The organism is Sulfitobacter sp. OXR-159, assembly GCF_034377145.1.
Taxonomy (GTDB): Bacteria; Pseudomonadota; Alphaproteobacteria; order Rhodobacterales; family Rhodobacteraceae; genus Sulfitobacter.
In genome coordinates, this window is record NZ_CP139707.1 from 2,081,263 (window position 1) to 2,099,948 (window position 18,686).

Here is an 18,686-nt window from a genome sequence, read left to right on the forward strand (position 1 = left end):
CGGCGCGGCGCAACAACAAATTCAAACTTTTGAATAGCTTTACATCCGCGGCGCTGTTTTTCATGGGTTAATCCGTGCTGCCATTGCTGCGTTCTTGGATCATCCGCGCATGGTATCGCTGGAAATCCTCGTCGCCTTCGAGGGCGTAGCGTTCTTCGTTGACCCAAGTCAGCATATCCAGCGTAGTACCCTTGCCAAAGGCACCCGGCATCACCGCCACCGCGGCCTGCGGCGCGGCTGCGCCTTCGGCCACCTCTTGGGGCAGGAACATCAACGTTGGGGTAAAGAGAATCCCCCATTTCCGCGCCATCTGCTTTTCCGAGAGGGTCTCACCATCGAAATCGGTCACTTCGATGTCCCCGTGCAGGTTGAGCTGCACGACGAAGTAATTCTCTTCGATATAATTTGCGATTTCGGGGGCGGGATAGACCTCCTCGTGCATCTTGGTGCAATAGATGCAGCCGCGCTGCTCGAACATCAGCATCAGGCGCTTGTCTTCGGCGTTGGCCTCCTCCAAATCCTCGCGCAGGTCTTTGAAGGTGTCGCGCATCCAAGCCGTCTTATGCAACCCGTCGTCGCCCAGTTCCGCCGCGGCCAATGGCCAAGCCAGCACCGCTGCCGCCACTGCGGCCCCTATCCTTGAGATAATCATCTTGGCGTCCTCCTCCTTGTTGCGGTTACCCTAACGTCGTGAAGCTGGGGAACCAACGGATCATCGCATCCGCGATCAATTGCACCCCGCCCGTCACGATCAGCACGGCAAAGAGGATCAGCATGACCCCCATCGCCTTTTCGACCTTTTGCACCAGCGCCATATGCCGCGCGGCCAAGTTGAGGAACGGCTTGGCAAAGAGGGCCGCCACCACGAAGGGCGCGGTCATCCCGACGCCATAGGCGAACAACAACAGCCCCCCATGCGTGATGTCCCCCATGCCCGACGCTATCATCAAGATCGCCGCCAGCGCCGGGCCCACGCAAGGCGTCCAGCCAAAGCCAAAGGCCAGCCCCATCACATAGGCGCCCCAGATCGACGTGGGCTTGCCACCGCCCTCCAGCCGCGCTTCGCGGTAGAGCAGCGGCACCTTGATGACGCCCAGAAAATGCAGACCAAAGACCAGCAGGATCGCCGCCGCCACCCAGCTGAGCGGCTCAAGGTATTGGGTAAACACCTGCCCCAAGGCCGTGGCCCCCATGCCCAGCAGTACAAAGATCGTCGAGACCCCAAGCGCAAATAGCACCGAAGACAGCACCAACCGACGCTGCGCCCCCGGCGCAATCGCGCCATCGCCGCGCAACTCGGTCACGCTGAGCCCCGCCATATAGCTGAGGTAGAACGGCACCATCGGCAGAATGCAGGGCGTAAAGAAGCTGAGCAGCCCCGCCAGCAGCGCGCCTGCATAGGTGATGTCGAACATGTTACCCCCCGCCTGCGCCGACACATGTCGCCGCGCTTGAACAATTCACATATTCAAATTACGTTGAGTGTTGTCCAAACGTCAATCAGGCAAGCCAATGATCCGCACAGTGACCGCCCTGAGCCTCGCGGCCCTAACCGCCCTGCCCGCCTTGGCGGTGGAATTGGTCATGGTCGAACAGCCCGGCTGCATCTATTGCGAACGCTGGGACAATGAGATCGCCCCCGCCTACCCCAAGACCGCCGAGGGGGAATTTGCTCCGCTGCGCCGCGTTGATATTTCTGTCGTCGATGACAGCGTCACCACCCAGCGCGCGGTGGTCTTTACCCCAACCTTCCTATTGGTCGAAGATGACGCAGAACTGGGCCGCCTCGAAGGCTACCCCGGCGCAGAATTTTTCTGGCCCATGCTGAATATGCTATTGCGCGACAAGACTGATTTCGAGGAACCAACCGAATGACAGCCCTGCCCGTGATGACACCCGACATGTCCGAAGAGGACATGGACCGCATGCTGACCAATGCCGTGACCGCATCGAATTTCCTCAAGGCGATCAGCCATGAGGGGCGCTTGATGATCCTGTGTCACCTTGTTTCGGGTGAGAAATCGGTGAGCGAGTTGGAAGCCCTGCTCTCGACCCGGCAGGCGGCGGTATCGCAGCAACTCTCGCGGCTCAGGCTCGAAGGTTTGGTGACACCGCGGCGCGACGGTAAAACGATTTACTACCGTCTGGCCGATGACCGCCCGCGCAAGATGCTGGAGCTGGTCTACGAATTGTTCTGCAAGGATGATTGAGCTTCTGGGCCAGCCGCTGACCGCCGCCCTCTTGGGTGGATTGGGCGGCGTATTGCTGGGCCTTGCCGCACGATTGGGGCGGTTCTGTACAATGGGCGCCATCGAAGACCTGCTCTATGGCGGCTCCAGCCACCGAATGCGCATGTGGGGCTTGGCCATCGGCGTGGCGATGCTGGGCAGTTTCACCCTCGGCGGTCTTGGCCTGATCAACATCGACCGCGCCTTTCACCTGACCATCGCCTTCTCATGGGCGCCCGCGATCTTTGGCGGGCTGATCTTTGGCTACGGCATGGCGCTGGCGGGCACCTGCGGTTTTGGCGCATTGGCGCGGCTTGGCGGAGGTGATCTGCGCGCCTTCGTGATTGTCTTGGTCATGGGGCTGGCGGCCTTTGCCGTGCTCTCTGGCCCTCTCGCCCCGGCGCGTGTGTTCCTCTTCCCCCGGCAATTGAACGCAGGCCCGCCCGATGGCATCGCCCATGCGCTCTCCGCACTCACAGGCGGATCGGTGGCCATGATCGGCGTGGCTGTGGGGATGGTGATCTGTGCCCTTATGCTGAGCGCCCGCAGCTTTTGCCGCGATTTTCGAATGGTTTTCTGGAGCGTGGTCGCCGGTCTCGCCATCGTCTCGGGCTGGGCGGGCACGGCTTGGCTGGCACAGACCGGCTTTGGCACACAGACACTCATGTCTCACAGCTATGCCGCCCCGGTAGGAGAGACACTGCTCTACGCCATGCAGGGCTCTGTCCGCCCGTTGAGCTTTGGCATCGGCTCGGTCTCGGGCGTCTGGGTCGGCGCCTTCCTCGGCTCGCTCTGGCAGGGGCATTTCCGTTGGGAGGCCTGCGAAGACCCGCGCGAACTGCGGCGCCAGATATTTGGTGCTGGGCTTATGGGCGCAGGCGCGGTGATCGCTATGGGCTGCACCATCGGGCAAGGCATCTCGGCCATCTCGGTGCTGGCCTTCAGTGGGCCTGTCACCTTGGCGTCGATCTTTGCCGGGGCCGCTTTGGGCCTGCGCCAACTCATCGTAGGATTTCGCCGCAGCGCCTTCTGACGCGTCATAAAACCGTGACAGTCTTGGTGCAGATGGGGGCCAGCCAAGTCAGCAAAGGAAGCATGATGACCCGCCGCGATATCCTCAACGACCCCGCCATCGGCAACAAGGCCGAAGCCTTTGAGGCCTTTGACGACATCCCCACCAACGCGAACCTGTCGCGCACCATCGGCGATGTGATCAACGCCCGCTATGGCCGCCGCGACATCCTGCGCGGCATGCTTGGGGTTTCCGCCACCACCGCGCTTTTCGGCACCGCCGCCGCCATCGCCCCGTCCAAGGCCCGCGCCGCCGAGAGCCGCTATGTCTTTGACGAACTGGCATGGGGCAATGATGAAACCCACCACGTCGCCCCCGGCTATGATGCGCAGATCCTGCTGCGGTGGGGCGATCCGATCACCGCCGACGCGCCCGAATTCGACGTGATGAACCAAACCGCCGCCGCGCAGCTCAAACAGTTCGGCTATAACAACGACTACGTGGGCTTCGTGCCGCTGAACGAAGACGGCAGCCGTGGCCTTTTGTGCGTGAACCACGAATACACCAACGAAGAGGTCATGTTCCCCGGTCTGGGCCGTCAGGACAAAGTCGACTTCAAAGGCATGACGCCTGAGCTGATCGACATCGAGATGGCAGCCCACGGCGGCTCTGTCGTCGAGATCGCCCGCGACAATGCGGGCAAGTGGCAAGTGGTGCGCGATGGCAAGATGAACCGCCGCATTACCCCGCTCGACACCGCGATGACGCTGAGCGGCCCTGCCGCCGGTCACGCGCGGATGAAGACCAACGACGATCCTAGTGGCACCCAGGTCATCGGCACGCTTAACAACTGCGCGGGCGGGCTGACCCCTTGGGGCACATGGCTAATGGCCGAAGAAAACTTCCACGGCTATTTCTGGACCGACAAGCTGGACGCCGAAGGCAAGCCCGACACCACCGGTGCCGCGGAGGAGAAATCGTGGGACCGCTACGGTGTGCCGGGCATGTGGTACGCTTGGGGCCAGAAACACGACCGTTTCAACGTCGACGCCGAACCCAACATGCCCAATAAATTCGGCTGGGTGGTTGAGGTCGACCCGATGGATCCGACCTCAACCCCCGTCAAACGCACCGCTCTGGGCCGTTTTCGCCACGAGGGGGCCGAGACCACGGTCAGCAAAGACGGCAAGCTGGTGGTCTATATGGGCGACGACAACCGCTTTGACTACCAGTATAAATACGTCTCCGAAGGCACCGTCTCGGATGATCCGGCGGCCAATGGCGCTCTGCTGGACGAGGGTACGCTCTATGTCGCGCGCTTTGAAGAGGACGGCACGATCAACTGGCTGCCGCTGGTGCATGGCACCGGACCACTGACCGCCGAGAACGGCTTTAACGACCAAGGCGACGTGATGATCGACACACGCATCGCCGCCGACCTGCTGGGCGCCACCCCCATGGACCGCCCCGAAGACGCGCAGCCGCGCGGCGATGGCACGGCCTATATCCTGCTGACCAACAACACCAAGCGCAAGGAAGGCGACACCAACGCCGCAAACCCGCGCCCCGACAGCAGCTTTGGCCATATCATCGAGATCAAGGAAGAAAACGCCGACCACGCCGCCACCAGCGGCACTTGGTCGATCCTCGTGCAATGCGGTGACCCAAAGGTTGCCGAGGTCGGCGCGCAGTGGAACCCCGAAACGTCCGAAAACGGCTGGTTCGGCAGCCCCGACAACGCCGCGATGGACGCCGACGGGCGGCTCTGGATCAGCACCGATCAGGGCAGCAGCTGGGGCAAGACCGGTAAATCCGACGGGCTTTATGCGCTAGAGACCGAAGGCGAAGCGCGCGGTACCTCAAAGCTCTTCTTCCGCTGCCCCGTGGGCGGTGAGATGTGCGGTCCCTACTTCACCGAGGATGGCGAGACGCTTTTCGTCGCGGTGCAACACCCCGGTACGGACGGGACCAAGGACATCCCCGGCTTTGAGCGGGAAAGCACGTTCGAAGACCCAGCCACCCGCTGGCCCGACTTCGACCCCAAGATGCCTCCGCGCCCGGCGGTGGTTGTCATCACCAAAGAAGGCGGCGGTAAAATCGCCGTCTGATCAGAATTCTATAAAAGTTATTTCAGCATGTAAGATGTGGTGCAGCTTCCCCGGCTGCACCACTTTTTCGTTTCGGCGCTAGGCTCAATCCGACAGGCAAGCGGCCATGTTCTCTGCCATGCCGCGCAGCAGATCGGCATAGAGCGCTGCGCCCGGTTCCAGATCAGCCCCCAGCGGATCGAGCGTGCCGGTCCCGGTGCCCTGCCCTTCGGTCACGGCGGCGATCAGGCCGGGGTTGAACTGCGGCTCGGCAAAGACGCATTTCGCGCCGCTTTCGGCCACCAAGTCGCGCAATTCAGAAACCCGCGCCGCGCCGGGCGCGCGGGCGTCATTCTCGCTGATGGCGCCGCGTGCTTCGATGTCAAAACGCGCTTCGAAATAGTGGTAGGCATCATGGAAAACGATGAAGGGGCGGCTTTTAACCGGGGCGAGGGTCTCGGCGATGTCCTCTTCCAAGGCGGCAAGCTCGGCCTGCGCCGCGGCGGCGTTCTCACGGTACTGTGCGGCGTTGTCGGGGTCTAGCTCGGCCAACGCCTCGGCGATCTGGCCCAGCCAAAGCTGACCGTTCTGCGGATCAAGCCAGACGTGGGGGTCAACGCCGCTATGCGCATGAGCCTCATCATGCCCGTGATCGTCATGTCCTTCGTCAGGCGCTGGCGCGTCATGTCCTGCGTCGTCCTGTCCTGCGTCGTCATGTCCTTCGTGACCGTGCGCATCGTGGTCATGCTGCTCATGGTCATGCCCCTCGTGATCATGCTCCTCATCATCATGCTCTTCGTGGTCATGCTCCTCATCGTCATGCTTCTCGTGGTGATGCTCCTCATGCGCCTCGTCACCATGCGCGTCGTGATCATGCGTTTCTTGATCGTCCCCCTTTTCGGCATGCTCCTCCCCCCCGTGGTCTTCATCTCCCTCATCGCCGTGATCATGGGCTTCGAATGTCGCCCCCTCACGGAACGCCAATACGCGGGTGCCCGGCTGCTCCAACAAGGCCAGATGGCTCGCGCTGCTGGCAAGAGATTCCAGCGGATCGGCCAGCCAAGGGGTCAGCAACGGGCCGACCCAGACGACCAAGTCCGCCCCGCTCAGCGCCCGCGCCTCGGAAGGGCGCATCGCATAGCCATGTGGCGAACTGCGCGGCGGCACGATGAGGTCGGGCGTGCCAACCCCTTCCATCACCTGAGACACCAGCGCGTGAACCGGGGCGATATCCGTGGCGACTGCGGGCACATCCGCCCAAAGCGGCGATGCGGCCGAGGCAAGAATGGCAGCGGGGAGCGTGAAACGATACATGGCAGACCTTAAAAATGTTATAGTATCACCTTGCTACCACCGCTGTTATAACATATCAATACCCAAACGAATTGAGGTCCCCCATGAGCGCCATCGAATTCCGCGATCACGACCATGCCGCCTGTATGCGCAGCACCATGCAGGCCGCCGAAGCACAATGCGCCGCGCGCGGGCTGCGGCTGACGCCGGTGCGCCGCCGCGCGCTTGAAATTTTGCTGTCAGAGCACCGCGCTTTGGGCGCCTATGACCTCTTGGCCCACCTCTCGGCCGAAGGCTTGGGCGCGCAGCCCCCCGTGGCCTATCGCGCCTTGGATTTTCTGGTCAAAGCCGGGCTAGCCCATAAGATCGAAGCGCTCAACGCCTATGTGGGCTGCGTACACCCGGGCGAAGACCACGCGCCCGCCTTTCTGATCTGCCGCGGTTGCCGGTCGGTGGCAGAGGCCGAAACCTCACCCACCAAAAGCCGCCTTGGCGATGCCGCCCGGGCCGCAGGCTTCCGCATTGAGCGCAGCGTGGTCGAGGCCGAGGGCCTTTGCCCCGCCTGTCAGGAGACCGGCGCATGAGCCTGATTGAGACCCGTGGCCTGACCCTGCGCCACGACGGGCAAGTCGCGCTGCGCGATGTGAACTTCAACATCGAACCGGGGGAGATCGTCACCATCGTCGGCCCCAACGGATCGGGCAAATCCAGCCTGCTGCGGGCGCTGATCGGGGCGCTGAAACCGGCGTCAGGTAAAATCACCCGCAGGCCGGGGCTGCGCATCGGCTATGTGCCGCAGAAGTTGCAGATCGATGCCACCCTGCCGTTGACCGTGCGCCGATTCGTCAACCTGCCGCGCCGCCAAACGCCCGAGGCGATCCGCGATGCCCTTGCCACCGCTGGCGTACCGGAATTGGCCGAGCGGCAGATGGTCGATCTTTCCGGCGGGCAGTTCCAGCGCGTGTTGCTGGCCCGTGCGCTGCTGGAAAAACCTGACCTGCTGATCCTTGATGAGGCGACCCAAGGGCTGGATCAACCCGGATCTGCCGCCTTTTACCGCCAAATCGAAGCGGTGCGCCGAGACCTCGGTTGCGCCGTGCTGATGGTCAGCCATGATCTACACGTCGTGATGGCCGCCAGTGACCGGGTGCTCTGCCTCAATGGCCATGTCTGCTGCGAAGGCACGCCCGAAACCGTGGCCGACGCGCCGGAATACCGCGCGCTCTTCGGCAGCGGCACCCAAGGGGCGCTGGCGCTGTACCGCCACGATCACGACCATCACCACCATCACACCCACCACCACGGCGACGCATGTGATGGGCACCACAAAGAGACCGAGAATGCTTGACGAATTTATTCTGCGCGCAGCGCTTGCCGGGCTTGGCGTAGCGCTGGCCGCCGCGCCCTTGGGCTGTTTCGTGATCTGGCGGCGCATGGCCTATTTCGGCGATGCCACCAGCCACGCGGCCTTGCTAGGCGTGGCCTTGGCGCTGGCGACCGATCTGCCGATCACCGCAGGCGTGCTTTTGGTGGCGCTGGTGATGGCGCTGGTGATCAGCACGCTCTCGGGTCGCAATGTCAGCGCCGATGCGCTTTTGGGCGTCATGGCCCATTCCGCGCTGGCGCTTGGGTTGGTAGCCGTGTCCCTGCTGCCGGGGCAGCGGGTTGATCTATCGTCTTACCTTTTTGGGGAAATCCTCGCCGTCACCCGCTTTGACCTTGCCGTCATTTGGGGCGGTGCGCTGGCCGTGGCGCTGCTGTTGGCGTGGCGCTGGTCGGCGCTGCTGGCCGCCACGCTGAACCCTGATCTTGCCCAAGCCTCTGGCGGGAACCCGAAACGCGAGCAATTGATCCTGACATTGGCACTGGCGATCATGGTCGCCGTGGCGATCAAAGTGGTGGGCGCACTGCTCATCGCCGCCATGCTGATCATCCCCGCCGCCACCGCCCGCCCCTTTGCCCGCACGCCCGAGACTATGGCGATTTGGGCGATGGGACTGGGCGCTCTGGCGGCGTTGGGCGGGCTGATGGCATCACTGGAATTCGACACGCCGACAGGGCCCAGCATCGTCAGCATCGCCGCAGGTCTCTTTGCGCTCTCCTCGGCCTTTTCGGCGGCGCTTCCGGCGTTGCGCCGCCGCGGCTGACCCCGGCGGCGGGATCGCTTAGCGCGAGATCACCGCATCGGCTTCGATCTCAAGTTTGGCGTCATCCTCGACCAATTCGGCGACGACCACCATTGCCATGGCCGGGAAATGCTTGCCCATGACCTCACGATAGGCGCGGCCCACGTCCTTTTGCGCGGCAAGGTATTCTTTCTTATCCGTCACATACCACGTCAGACGGGTGATATCTTCGGGCGTGCCGCCAGCAGCTTCGACCACCTCGCGGATGTTTTGCAACGCCTGTTTCATCTGGCCGATAAAGTCATGGCATTCGAACTTCTGCTCGGCGGTCCAGCCGATCTGACCGCCGACGAACAGGTGACCATCCGCGCTCAGCACGCCGTTTGCATAGCCCTTCGCGGGGGCCCAGCCTTCGGGCTGAATGATTTGATGCGACATGTCGTGTTCCTTTTTGTTAACAGTCACACGCCGAGAAATTGATCGGCGATTTGGGAATCGAGCGCGGGCATCGGGCCAGACCAGACCGAGCGGCCACGTTCGAGAATGACGGCGTGATCGGCCACGCGGCGCAGCTCGGCGAGGGATTTGTCCACCACCAAAAGCGCCAGCCCGCTGTCGCGTTTAAGCTGCGCCACAGCGGCCCAGATTTCTTGGCGCACCACGGGGGCCAAGCCCTCGGTCGCTTCATCCAGCAGCAGCAATTTCGGGTTGGTCATCAACGCACGGCCAATCGCCAGCATCTGCTGCTCCCCGCCCGAAAGCGAGCCTGCCGCCTGATCGCGCCGCTCCCCCAGCCGTGGGAAAAGCGCCGTGACCCGCGCCTCGTCCCATGCACCGGGGCGAGCGGCGGCGATGAGGTTTTCGTGCACCGTCAGCGGCGCGAAACAGCGCCGACCCTCGGGCACCAGGCCCACCCCGGCCTGCGCGGCGCGGAAACTGGGCAGGCCCGCGATGTCGCGCCCGTCAAAGCGCAGCCCACCGCCATCGTGTTTCAGCATCCGGCAGATCACCTTGATGGTCGAGGATTTGCCCATCCCGTTGCGCCCCATCAGCGCGCAGACCTCGCCTGCCTCTAGCGACAGATCGACGCCAAAAAGCGCCTGCGTCGGCCCGTAGGAGGCAGTGATGTCGTTCAACTCCAGCAAGCTCATGCCGCGTCCTCCTCGCCCAGATAGGCCACGCGGACCTGCGGATCGGCCTTGATCTCGGCCGCCGTGCCGCTGGCGATGATCTGGCCATAGACCAGCACCGAAATGCGGTCCGCCAGCGCGAAAACCGCGTCCATGTCATGTTCCACCAGCAGGATCGGCGCCTCGCGGCGCAGCCCGTCGAGAAAGCCGGTCATCTCCTTAGAGCCGCTGGCCCCGAGCCCCGCCATCGGTTCGTCCATCAGAAACACCTTGGGCCGCAGGGTCAGCGCCACGGCGACTTCAAGCTGGCGACGTTGCCCATGCGACAGGTCCGCGGTGCGCTTGGCCGCGTGATCCGCGAGGCCTACCAACTCTAAGGCGCGCATCGCCTCTTGCCGCAACTTCTGCTGCCGCATCACCGGCGCGAAGAAACGCATCACCCGGCCCGATTGCCCAAGCGCGCCCAGCACCGCGTTTTGCAGCACCGTATATTCCATCGCCAGCGAGGAGATCTGGAAGGTCCTCCCCAGCCCCGCCCGCGCACGCTGCACGGTGGTCATCGGCGTCACGTCCTGTCCGGCAAATTGGACCGATCCGCTGTCCGATCGCAGCCCGCCCGCGATCTGCTTGATCAGCGTCGACTTGCCCGCCCCGTTGGGGCCGATAAGCGCGTGGATTTCGCCCGTCCCCAGGGTGAGGGAGACATCATCAGTCGCCTTCAACGCGCCAAAGCTTTTGTGCAGGTTGCGCACGTCCAACAGCACATCTGTCATCCCTTCAGTCATGGGCCACCTCCCGTCCAGCAACGAGGCCGATCATGCCGCCGCGCGCAAAGAGCACCACCAGCAACAGCAGCAGCCCCAGATAGATGTGCCAGAACTCCGACAGCCCGCCCAAGACATGCTCAAGCAAGATGAATAGCGCCGCCCCGGCCACCGGGCCAAAGAGCCGCCCCACCCCGCCAAGGATCACGAAGATCATGATCTCACCAGAGGTCTGCCACGAGAACATCGTCGGGCTGACGAAACGGTTGAGATCGGCAAAAAGCGCGCCCGCCAGCCCTGTCACCGCCCCCGAGATGACAAAGGCCACCAGCCGCAGCCGGAAGGGCGCGAGACCCACGGCTTCGACCCGCTCGGCATTCTGCCGCGCCGCCGACAGCGCAAGGCCAAAGGGCGCCCGCGCCAGACGCCCCGCAAACAGCAGCACCAGCGCCAGCACCGCAAAGGCGATGGCAAAGAAGGTCAGCGGATCAAGCGTGTTCAGCCCCGGAAAGCCGTTGCGCACATAAATCGAGAGCCCGTCCTCGCCGCCATAGGCGGGCCATGAGATCGAGAAGTAGAACAGCATCTGCCCGAAGGCGAGTGTGACCATGATGAAATAGACGCCCGAGGTGCGCAAAGACAGCGCCCCGATCAGCAGCGCAGCAAGGCCAGAGACCACGATCGCCACCAGCCAGATCACCGGCATCGACTTGGTGCCTTCGATCAGAAATGGACTCTCCATGATCGGTGTGTAGCTCTGCGCATGGGCGGCGAGAATGCCCATGACATAGCCGCCGATCCCAAAGAATGCCGCATGGCCAAAGCTCACCAGCCCGCCGAGGCCGAGCGCGATGTTCAGCCCCACGCCCGCAAGGGCGAGGATCGCCGCCTTGGTGGCCAGCGTGATGATGAATGGCTCGTCCAACGCGAAAGCCGCCAACGCCGTTACCGGCAGCAGCAGGAAGAGAAAGAGGTTTACGAGTTTTTCGCGCATCATGGCTCAGGCCTCCCCAAAGAGGCCGGTGGGTTTGAACAGCAAGACCCCCGCCATCAGAATGTAAATCGACATGGAGGCGAGCGAGGAGCCGACGGACGTGGCCGCCGAGGCCTCCATGAAATTCGCAAAAAAGAGCGGCAGCAGGACAGAGCCAAGCGTATCCGTCAGCCCCACCAACAGCGCCCCGATCAGCGCGCCCTTGATCGAGCCGATGCCGCCGATAACGATCACCACAAAGGCAAGGATCAGCACCGGCTCCCCCATGCCCACCTGCACCGACTGGATCGCGCCCACCAGCGCACCGGCAAGCCCCGCCAGCGCCGCACCGAGCGCGAAGATCAGCGTGTAGAGTTTGGCGATATCGACCCCAAGCGCGGCGATCATTTCACGGTCGGCCTCACCTGCGCGGATCTGGATGCCGATGCGCGTGCGGGCGATCAGCAGAAACAGACCTGCAGCAATCACCAGACCGACGCCGATGATGACAAGGCGGTAGAGCGGATACTGGATGCCGCCCGGCAGGGTCACAGGCCCCGCCAGCGCGGAAGGAATGTCGAGAAACAGCGGGAAGGAGCCAAAGAGAAACCGTGTGCCTTCTGAAAAAATCAGGATCAGCGCAAAGGTCGCCAACACTTGGTCAAGGTGGTCGCGGTCATAGAGCCTGCGGATCACCGTCATCTCGATCAAGCAGCCCGCCAGCGCCGCCGCGGCCAAGGCCGCCACCAGCGCCAAGAGAAACGACCCCGTCGCCGCCGCAACCGCCGCGGCGGCAAAGGCACCGACCATGTAAAGCGAGCCATGGGCGAGGTTAATGAGCCCCATGACCCCGAAGATGAGCGTGAGCCCCGCAGCCATCAAAAACAGCATGACCCCGGATTGGACTCCGTTCAGCACCTGTTCAATCAGCAGGATGAGTGACATTTGGCAAAGCCTCCCGGCGCGCCGGACGCGAGGACCGGCGTGAAAGCGTTGATACGTCGGCCCCGGCGCGCCAAATCAGCGCCCGGGGCCGCGCGGGATTACATTTTGCAGTCAGCCGCGTAGGCATCCGCGTGATCGGTCAACGAGGGGCCAATCAGCTTGTTGGTATAGACATCACCCTCTTTGACCACTTCGCGCACGTAGTAGTCTTGGATCGGGTGGTTGTTGTTACCGAACGAGAATTTGCCTCGCACGCTATCGAAATCAGCCTCTTTCAGCGCCGCGCCAAAGGCTTCGGCATCCGACACATCCGCCTTCTCCATCGCGCTTAGCAGCAGGTTCGCGGTATCATAACCCTGACTTGCGTAGAGCGACGGCAGACGGTCGTACTCTTCCTGAAAGGCTTCGACGAAGGTCTTGTTGGCTTCGTTATCAAGATCCTTGTTCCACTGGCTGGTGTTCTTGATCCCAAGAGCGGCCTCGCCCACGGCCTGCAAGATGCCTTGGTCAAAGCTGAAGGCCGGACCCACGACGGGCAGATCCACGCCCGAGTTGGCATATTGCTTGAGGAAGGAAATCCCCATCCCGCCGGGCAAGAAGAAGAACACGCTGTCAGCGCCCGAGGCACGGATCTGCGCGATCTCGGCGGCATAGTCGGTTTGGCCCAGATCAGTATAGACCTCGCCCGCCGCTGCACCGTCATAGGTCCGTTTGTAGCCCGTCAGCGCGTCCTTGCCCGCAGGATAGTTCGGCGCCAGCATGAAGGTGTTTTCATAGCCCGTGTCATTGGCATAAGCGCCCGCCGCTTCGTGCAGGTTGTCGTTCTGCCATGCCACGTTGAAGTAAAGCGGGTTGCAGCCCTTGCCCGCCAATGCCGAAGGGCCCGCGTTGGGCGAGAGGTAGAATTTGCCCTGCGCCGTCGCCGCGGGCACCACGGCCATGGCGAGGTTGGACCAGATGATGCCGGTCATCACGTCGACCTTCTCGGACTGGATCATCTTGTCGGCCAATTGCACTGCAATCTCGGGCTTGCGCTGGTCGTCTTCGACCACGACCTCAAGGTTCTCGTTCCCGGCCATTTTGGTGGCCAGCATAAAGCCATCGCGCACGTCGATGCCAAGGCCCGCGCCGCCGCCCGAGAGGGTGGTGATCATGCCGACCTTCACCTTACCCTCTTCGGCCCATGCGCCGCCTGCCGCCAGTGCCGCGACCGAAGCCGCCATCACAAATGTCTTCATCTTCATTTCAGTCTCCCTTGGTTGATTTGGGCCTCTTTACCGGGCCCGTTCTATTGGGTCGTATCGCCAGCTTAGCGAGTGCGCCTGACGCTGTCAGGTCACCCGCGCGCGGGTCTTGTATTTTTCGTTATCCCAGAGACGGTTCTCCATCACATCGCGGATAATCGCGACCGCTTTGGAGACATCTTCGGCGTCGATATAAAGCGGCGTGAAGCCGAAACGCATGATGTCGGGCGCGCGGAAATCGCCGATCACTCCGCGGTCGATCACCGCCTGCATCGCGGCATAGCCTTCGTCAAAGCGGAACGACACCTGACTGCCCCGCTCGGCGCTGTTGCGCGGGCTGGCCAGGGTCAGCTGCAGCACGTCGCGCTCGATCTCTTTGATAAACTGCTCTTGCAGCGCGATAGAGGCCGCGCGCAGTTCTTGCATGTCCACATCCGCCCAAAGCTCCATCGCCACTTCAAGCGCGGTCAACTGGATCACCGGCGGGGTGCCGACGCGCATCCGCTCGATCCCCTGTCCGGGCTGGTAGCTCTGCTCAAAAGCGAAGGGCTGGCGGTGCCCCAGCCAACCGGCCAGCGCCGGTTGCACGTGGTCGGCCAGATCGGGGCGGACGTAGATGAAGCCCGGCGCACCCGGCCCGCCGTTGAGATACTTGTAGGTGCAGCCCACCGCGAACTCGCAGTTGCTGCCCGCAAGGTCCACCGGCAGCGCGCCCGCTGAATGGGCCAGATCCCAGATCATCACCGCGCCATTGGCATGGGCCAATTCGGTGATCGCCTTCATGTCGTGCTTGCGGCCAGTGCGGTAGTCGACCTCGGTCAGCATCACGGCGGCGATTTCTTCGCCAATGGCCCCCGTCACCTCTTCTGGCGGCACGGTGCGCAGCTCATAGCCCTGCTCCAGCAGCCCCACCAGCCCCTCGGCCATGTAGAGGTCCGACGGGAAGTTGCCGCTGTCCGACAGGATCACCCTGCGGTTCGGGCGCAGCTTCAGCGCCGAGGCCAGCGCCTGAAAAACCTTGATCGACAGCGTGTCGCCCATCACGACCGAGCCTTCTGGCGCGCCAACGATCCCGGCAACCATATTGCCAACGCGGGCGGGCTGTTCCATCCAACCGGCTTGGTTCCAGCCGCGGATCAACATCTCACCCCATTCAGCAGTGATCATCTCCTGCACACGCGCGGCGGCCGCCTTGGGCAATGGCCCCAGCGAATTGCCGTCGAGGTAGATGACGCCCTCCGGCAGGATGAACTGATCTTTTTTCAAAACAGACACTTACAGTGCTCCTCTCACATGCCAAAGCTCGGGGAAAAGCTCCACTTCAAGCATTTTGCGCAGATAGGTCACCCCAGCAGTGCCGCCGGTGCCGCGCTTGAAACCAATGATACGTTCCACGGTGGTCACGTGGTTGAACCGCCAGCGTCGGAAGTAGTCTTCGAGATCGACCAGCTTTTCCGCCAATTCGTAGAGTTCCCAATGAGTTGTCGGGTCTTCATAAACCTGTTTCCACAGGGCTTGAACCTCGGCCTTCGGCTGCCAAGCCTGCGGCTCGGGGCTGCCGGCAAGCGACGGCTCCCCCAGCCGTGTGCAAAGCAGATCAATCGCCACCTGATAGAGGCTTGGCTGCTGCATCTCCGCCACCAGCGCCGCATGAGGTTCGGGCGTATGTTCGTGCAGTTTGGTCAGCGCCGCGATCCGGTTGCCCAGCAGGTATTCGATCAGACGGTACTGGTAGGACTGAAACCCAGAAGAGGCACCAAGGTGCGGACGGAACTGGGTATATTCGCTCGGCGTCATGGTCCGCAGCACGTCCCAAGCCGAATTAAGCTGCTCGAAAATCCGTGCCACACGGGTCAACATCTTGAAACTCTGGCGCAATTCCCCTGCCTGAAGCGCCTTTCGGCAGGCGGTCAACTCATGGATCGCCAGCTTCATCCATAGCTCCGAAGTCTGGTGCTGGATGATAAAAAGCAGCCCATCATGCGCCATGTCGAGCGGATTCTCGGTGGTCAGGATTTGGTCCAGCCCAAGGTAATCGCCATAGGATTTGTCCTTGGCGAAATCCATCTTGGCGCCTTTGGAGGCTTCGTCGAAACTGCTCATGTATCCTCTCTCAGCGCGAAACGCTGGATCTTGCCGGTCGCGGTTTTGGGCAGTTCTTTGATGAAACGAATGTCGCGCGGGTATTTATAGGGTGCGATGGTCGCTTTAACATGATCCTGCAATATCTTGATAGTATTGGCGTCTTCGGGCGTTCCGTCAACCAGAACCACATGCGCCTGAACGATAGAGCCGCGCGCGTCATCCGCGGCGGCGACCACCCCGCATTCGCTGACACAAGGATGGCTCAACAGCGCCGCCTCAACCTCCGGCCCGGCGATATTGTAGCCAGAACTGATGATCATATCGTCGTTGCGGGCGGCGAAATGCAGATAGCCGTCCCCGTCCATGGTGAAACTGTCGCCGGTGATGTTCCACCCGTCCTTGACGTAATCCGCCTGCCGCTTGTCGCCCAAATAGCGGCAGCCGATTGGACCCCGCACGGCCAGACGGCCTACCTCGCCGCGCGGCACCTCGTTTCCGTCGGCGTCGATCACCCGCGCCTCATAGCCCGCGACGGGCTTGCCGGTACAAGCGGCGCGGTGGTCGTCGAAGCGGTTCGAGATGAAGATATGCAGCATTTCCGTCGCGCCGATGCCGTCAAGCATGGGTTTACCGGTCTTTTCCTGCCACTCGTGATAAACTGGTGCAGGCAGCGTCTCTCCGGCGGAAACGGCGGCACGCAGGCTGCTGAGGTCCGCGCCCTCTTCCATCGCCTGCAACATCGCGCGGTAAGCGGTGGGCGCGGTGAAACAGACGGTGGCTTTGTACTTCTCGATGATCTCGATCATGTTGGGCGGGCTTGCGGTTTCCAAAAGCGTCGCGGCGGCCCCGAAGCGCAGCGGGAAAACCGCGAGGCCACCAAGGCCAAAGGTAAAGGCCAAGGGCGGCGAGCCGACGAAAACATCCCTTGGCGTGACGTTCAGCACTTCGCGCGCATAGCCATCTGCGATGATCAGAAGATCGCGATGAAAATGCATTGTTGCCTTAGGGTTACCGGTGGTTCCTGAGGTAAAACCCAAGAGCGCCACATCGTCCTGCGCGGTGTCCACCGGCTCGAACTGCACCGGTTTTTCCAGCGCGAGACGGTCCAATTCGGCGTCGTGGTTGCTGGTGCCGTCGAAACCCGCGACCGTTTTGAGGAATTTGGAGGTTTTCGCGCATGCCGTCATCTCATCCATCAACCGCGTGTCGCAGAGCGCGTGGGTGATCTCGGCCTTGTCGACGATGGCCGCAAGCTCGCCCGCGCGCAGCATCGGCATGGTGTTGACCACCACCGCCCCCGCCTTGGTCGCCGCCAACCAGCAGGCCACCATCGCGGGATTGTTGGCCGAGCGGATCAACACCCGGTTGCCGGGTTTCACCCCCAAATCCTCGACCAGCGCGGAAGCCAGACGGTTGGTCCAGTCAGCTAGCTCCTTGTATGTGCGCCGGCGCCCGTTGCCGATCAGTGCGGTGTGGTCGCCAAACCCTTTTTCCACCATCTTGTCAGTTAGTTCGACGCCGACGTTCAGGCGATCGGGATAGTCGAAGCGGTCCAACAGCAAGTCTGGCCACTGGTCGAAGGGCGGCAGGTTTTCACGGGCGAAGGTGTCTTCATGTCCGGTCGGGTGCAGTTTCATGACATGGCTCCCAAAGTCTGGCGGGCGATGACAATACGTTGCACGTCCGACGCGCCCTCGTAAATGCGCAAGGCCCTGATTTCGCGGTAAAGTCGCTCCACTGCCTCGCCATTGCGCACGCCGTCGCCACCGTGCAATTGAACGGCCTTGTCGATCACCTTTTGTGCCTGATCCGTGGCGAAAAGCTTGGCCATCGCCGCCTCGCGGGTGACGCGCGGCGCGCCGCTGTCTTTTGTCCAAGCGGCGCGGTAAACCAGCAAAGCGGCGGCATCGACGTCAAGCGCCATGTCCGCGATATGGCCCTGCACCAGTTGCAATTCGCTCAGCGGCGCGCCCTGTACCTGACGGCTGGTGACGCGCAAAAGCGCCTCGTCCAGCGCACGGCGGGCAAAGCCGAGGGCGGCGGCGGCGACGGTGGAGCGGAAGACATCCAGCACCGACATGGCAATGGCAAAGCCGCGCCCCGCCTCACCCAAAAGCGCCGAGCCGGGTAGTTTCACGCCATCGAAATGCAAGGTGGCCAGTGGATGCGGCGCCATAACCTCTAGCCGTTCCTCGACCCTAAGCCCCGGTGTGTCGGCGGGCACGATGAAGGCCGACAACCCCTTGGCGCCCGGTGCCTCTCCGGTGCGGGCGAAGACGGTGTAGACATCCGCGATGCCGCCGTTGGAAATCCACGTCTTGCGTCCGTCGAGCACATAGCCGTTGCCGTCTGGCGTGGCTGTCATGGTAGAGTTTGCAACGTCTGAGCCGGACTGCGGCTCGGTTAGGGCAAAGGCCGAAATCGCCTGTCCCGAACGGGTCTTGGGGAGCCATTCGGCCTTTTGCTCATCACTCCCGAAAAGCGAGATCGCGCCGGTGCCAAGCCCTTGCATAGCAAAGGCAAAATCCGCCAACCCGTCATGGCGCGCCAGCGTTTCGCGGATCAGGCAAAGGCTGCGTACATCAAGCACCTCGTCCCCCTCCGCGCCGCTGTGGCGCAGCCAGCCGTCTTGGCCCATCATCGTCACCAGATCGCGGCAGGCCCCATCGGTGTCGCCGTGATCCACGTTCTTCAACTCGCGTGCCGCCCACTCGTCCATGGCCAGCGCCAACTCCTTGTGCCGCGGCTCAAAAAAGGGCCAGTCGAGAAAACTTTTGTCAGCCATGGTTTACGCCTCCC

At 62.6% G+C, this 18,686-nt stretch carries 20 protein-coding genes; 7 read left to right on the top strand and 13 right to left on the bottom strand.

The genetic code is table 11. From position 1 onward, the window contains the following. Positions 1-67 precede the first annotated feature (67 nt). Both T8A63_RS10655 and T8A63_RS10660 read right to left on the bottom strand, forming a co-directional pair. On the bottom strand, positions 68-652 hold the full coding sequence (locus T8A63_RS10655) for a thioredoxin family protein (protein WP_300051585.1): 585 nt from the start codon (positions 650-652) through the stop codon (positions 68-70). Between the two features lie 25 nt (positions 653-677). Next, positions 678-1,415, bottom strand: coding sequence for a cytochrome c biogenesis CcdA family protein (locus T8A63_RS10660; RefSeq protein WP_322343762.1), 738 nt, complete (start codon positions 1,413-1,415; stop codon positions 678-680). A gap of 97 nt (positions 1,416-1,512) precedes the next feature. On the opposite strand from T8A63_RS10660, the gene T8A63_RS10665 reads away from it, so the two are divergent. The 4 genes from T8A63_RS10665 to T8A63_RS10680 all read left to right on the top strand — a co-directional run bounded on the left by T8A63_RS10665 (position 1,513) and on the right by T8A63_RS10680 (position 5,348). Continuing rightward, positions 1,513-1,875 carry a hypothetical protein gene (locus tag T8A63_RS10665; RefSeq protein WP_322343763.1) on the top strand — a complete coding sequence of 121 codons (363 nt, stop codon included), beginning with the start codon at positions 1,513-1,515 and terminating at the stop codon, positions 1,873-1,875. Next, entirely contained in the window at positions 1,872-2,210 is a 339-nt protein-coding gene (locus tag T8A63_RS10670; protein ID WP_067628371.1) for an ArsR/SmtB family transcription factor, read from the top strand. The genes T8A63_RS10665 and T8A63_RS10670 overlap by 4 nt, the downstream gene beginning before the upstream one ends. Then, positions 2,203-3,261: a YeeE/YedE family protein gene (locus tag T8A63_RS10675; RefSeq protein WP_322343764.1), complete on the top strand. Its 1,059-nt coding sequence runs from the start codon at positions 2,203-2,205 to the stop codon at positions 3,259-3,261. Before T8A63_RS10670 ends, T8A63_RS10675 begins: the two co-directional genes overlap by 8 nt. Positions 3,262-3,326: 65 nt before the next feature. Next, entirely contained in the window at positions 3,327-5,348 is a 2,022-nt protein-coding gene (locus T8A63_RS10680) for a PhoX family phosphatase (protein WP_322343765.1), read from the top strand. Positions 5,349-5,432: 84 nt separating this feature from the next. Here T8A63_RS10680 and T8A63_RS10685 read toward each other — a convergent pair whose 3' ends face one another. After that, a complete protein-coding gene (locus T8A63_RS10685; protein WP_322343766.1) occupies positions 5,433-6,641 on the bottom strand; it encodes a zinc ABC transporter substrate-binding protein in 1,209 nt (402 codons plus the stop codon). 83 nt (positions 6,642-6,724) lie between these two features. Between T8A63_RS10685 and T8A63_RS10690 the strand changes: the two genes are divergently transcribed. The 3 genes from T8A63_RS10690 to T8A63_RS10700 are packed head-to-tail and all read left to right on the top strand — an operon-like array spanning position 6,725 to position 8,767. Then, positions 6,725-7,204 (top strand): Fur family transcriptional regulator, encoded by a 480-nt coding sequence (locus T8A63_RS10690; protein ID WP_093925919.1) that lies wholly within the window; start codon positions 6,725-6,727, stop codon positions 7,202-7,204. Then, entirely contained in the window at positions 7,201-7,968 is a 768-nt protein-coding gene (locus T8A63_RS10695; protein ID WP_322343767.1) for a metal ABC transporter ATP-binding protein, read from the top strand. Before T8A63_RS10690 ends, T8A63_RS10695 begins: the two co-directional genes overlap by 4 nt. Beyond that, positions 7,961-8,767 carry a metal ABC transporter permease gene (locus T8A63_RS10700; RefSeq protein WP_201721977.1) on the top strand — a complete coding sequence of 269 codons (807 nt, stop codon included), beginning with the start codon at positions 7,961-7,963 and terminating at the stop codon, positions 8,765-8,767. Before T8A63_RS10695 ends, T8A63_RS10700 begins: the two co-directional genes overlap by 8 nt. Positions 8,768-8,785: 18 nt before the next feature. Here the strand turns inward: T8A63_RS10700 and T8A63_RS10705 are convergent, their stop codons facing one another. The 10 genes from T8A63_RS10705 to T8A63_RS10750 form a co-directional block, all read right to left on the bottom strand. Then, entirely contained in the window at positions 8,786-9,184 is a 399-nt protein-coding gene (locus tag T8A63_RS10705; protein ID WP_067626271.1) for a RidA family protein, read from the bottom strand. 23 nt (positions 9,185-9,207) lie between these two features. Beyond that, a complete protein-coding gene (locus T8A63_RS10710) occupies positions 9,208-9,897 on the bottom strand; it encodes an ABC transporter ATP-binding protein (protein ID WP_067626269.1) in 690 nt (229 codons plus the stop codon). Then, positions 9,894-10,649: an ABC transporter ATP-binding protein gene (locus T8A63_RS10715; protein WP_322345709.1), complete on the bottom strand. Its 756-nt coding sequence runs from the start codon at positions 10,647-10,649 to the stop codon at positions 9,894-9,896. The genes T8A63_RS10710 and T8A63_RS10715 overlap by 4 nt, the downstream gene beginning before the upstream one ends. 4 nt (positions 10,650-10,653) lie before the next feature. Continuing rightward, the gene (locus T8A63_RS10720) at positions 10,654-11,637 is read right to left on the bottom strand and encodes a branched-chain amino acid ABC transporter permease (RefSeq protein ID WP_322343768.1); all 984 of its coding nucleotides are present in this window, start codon (positions 11,635-11,637) and stop codon (positions 10,654-10,656) included. Positions 11,638-11,640: 3 nt separating this feature from the next. Then, positions 11,641-12,558, bottom strand: a complete 918-nt coding sequence (locus T8A63_RS10725) for a branched-chain amino acid ABC transporter permease (protein ID WP_067626265.1) — start codon at positions 12,556-12,558, stop codon at positions 11,641-11,643. A 98-nt stretch (positions 12,559-12,656) separates the two neighbouring features. After that, complete coding sequence (locus T8A63_RS10730; RefSeq protein WP_260012654.1) at positions 12,657-13,802, bottom strand: ABC transporter substrate-binding protein; 1,146 nt, start codon at positions 13,800-13,802, stop codon at positions 12,657-12,659. Positions 13,803-13,889: 87 nt separating this feature from the next. Then, positions 13,890-15,077 carry a kynureninase gene (kynU, locus tag T8A63_RS10735; protein WP_322343769.1) on the bottom strand — a complete coding sequence of 396 codons (1,188 nt, stop codon included), beginning with the start codon at positions 15,075-15,077 and terminating at the stop codon, positions 13,890-13,892. Continuing rightward, complete coding sequence (locus tag T8A63_RS10740; protein WP_322343770.1) at positions 15,078-15,905, bottom strand: tryptophan 2,3-dioxygenase; 828 nt, start codon at positions 15,903-15,905, stop codon at positions 15,078-15,080. After that, entirely contained in the window at positions 15,902-17,524 is a 1,623-nt protein-coding gene (locus tag T8A63_RS10745; RefSeq protein ID WP_322343771.1) for an AMP-binding protein, read from the bottom strand. The genes T8A63_RS10740 and T8A63_RS10745 overlap by 4 nt, the downstream gene beginning before the upstream one ends. Then, positions 17,521-18,672, bottom strand: a complete 1,152-nt coding sequence (locus T8A63_RS10750) for an acyl-CoA dehydrogenase family protein (RefSeq protein ID WP_067941286.1) — start codon at positions 18,670-18,672, stop codon at positions 17,521-17,523. The genes T8A63_RS10745 and T8A63_RS10750 overlap by 4 nt, the downstream gene beginning before the upstream one ends. Positions 18,673-18,686 lie beyond the last annotated feature (14 nt).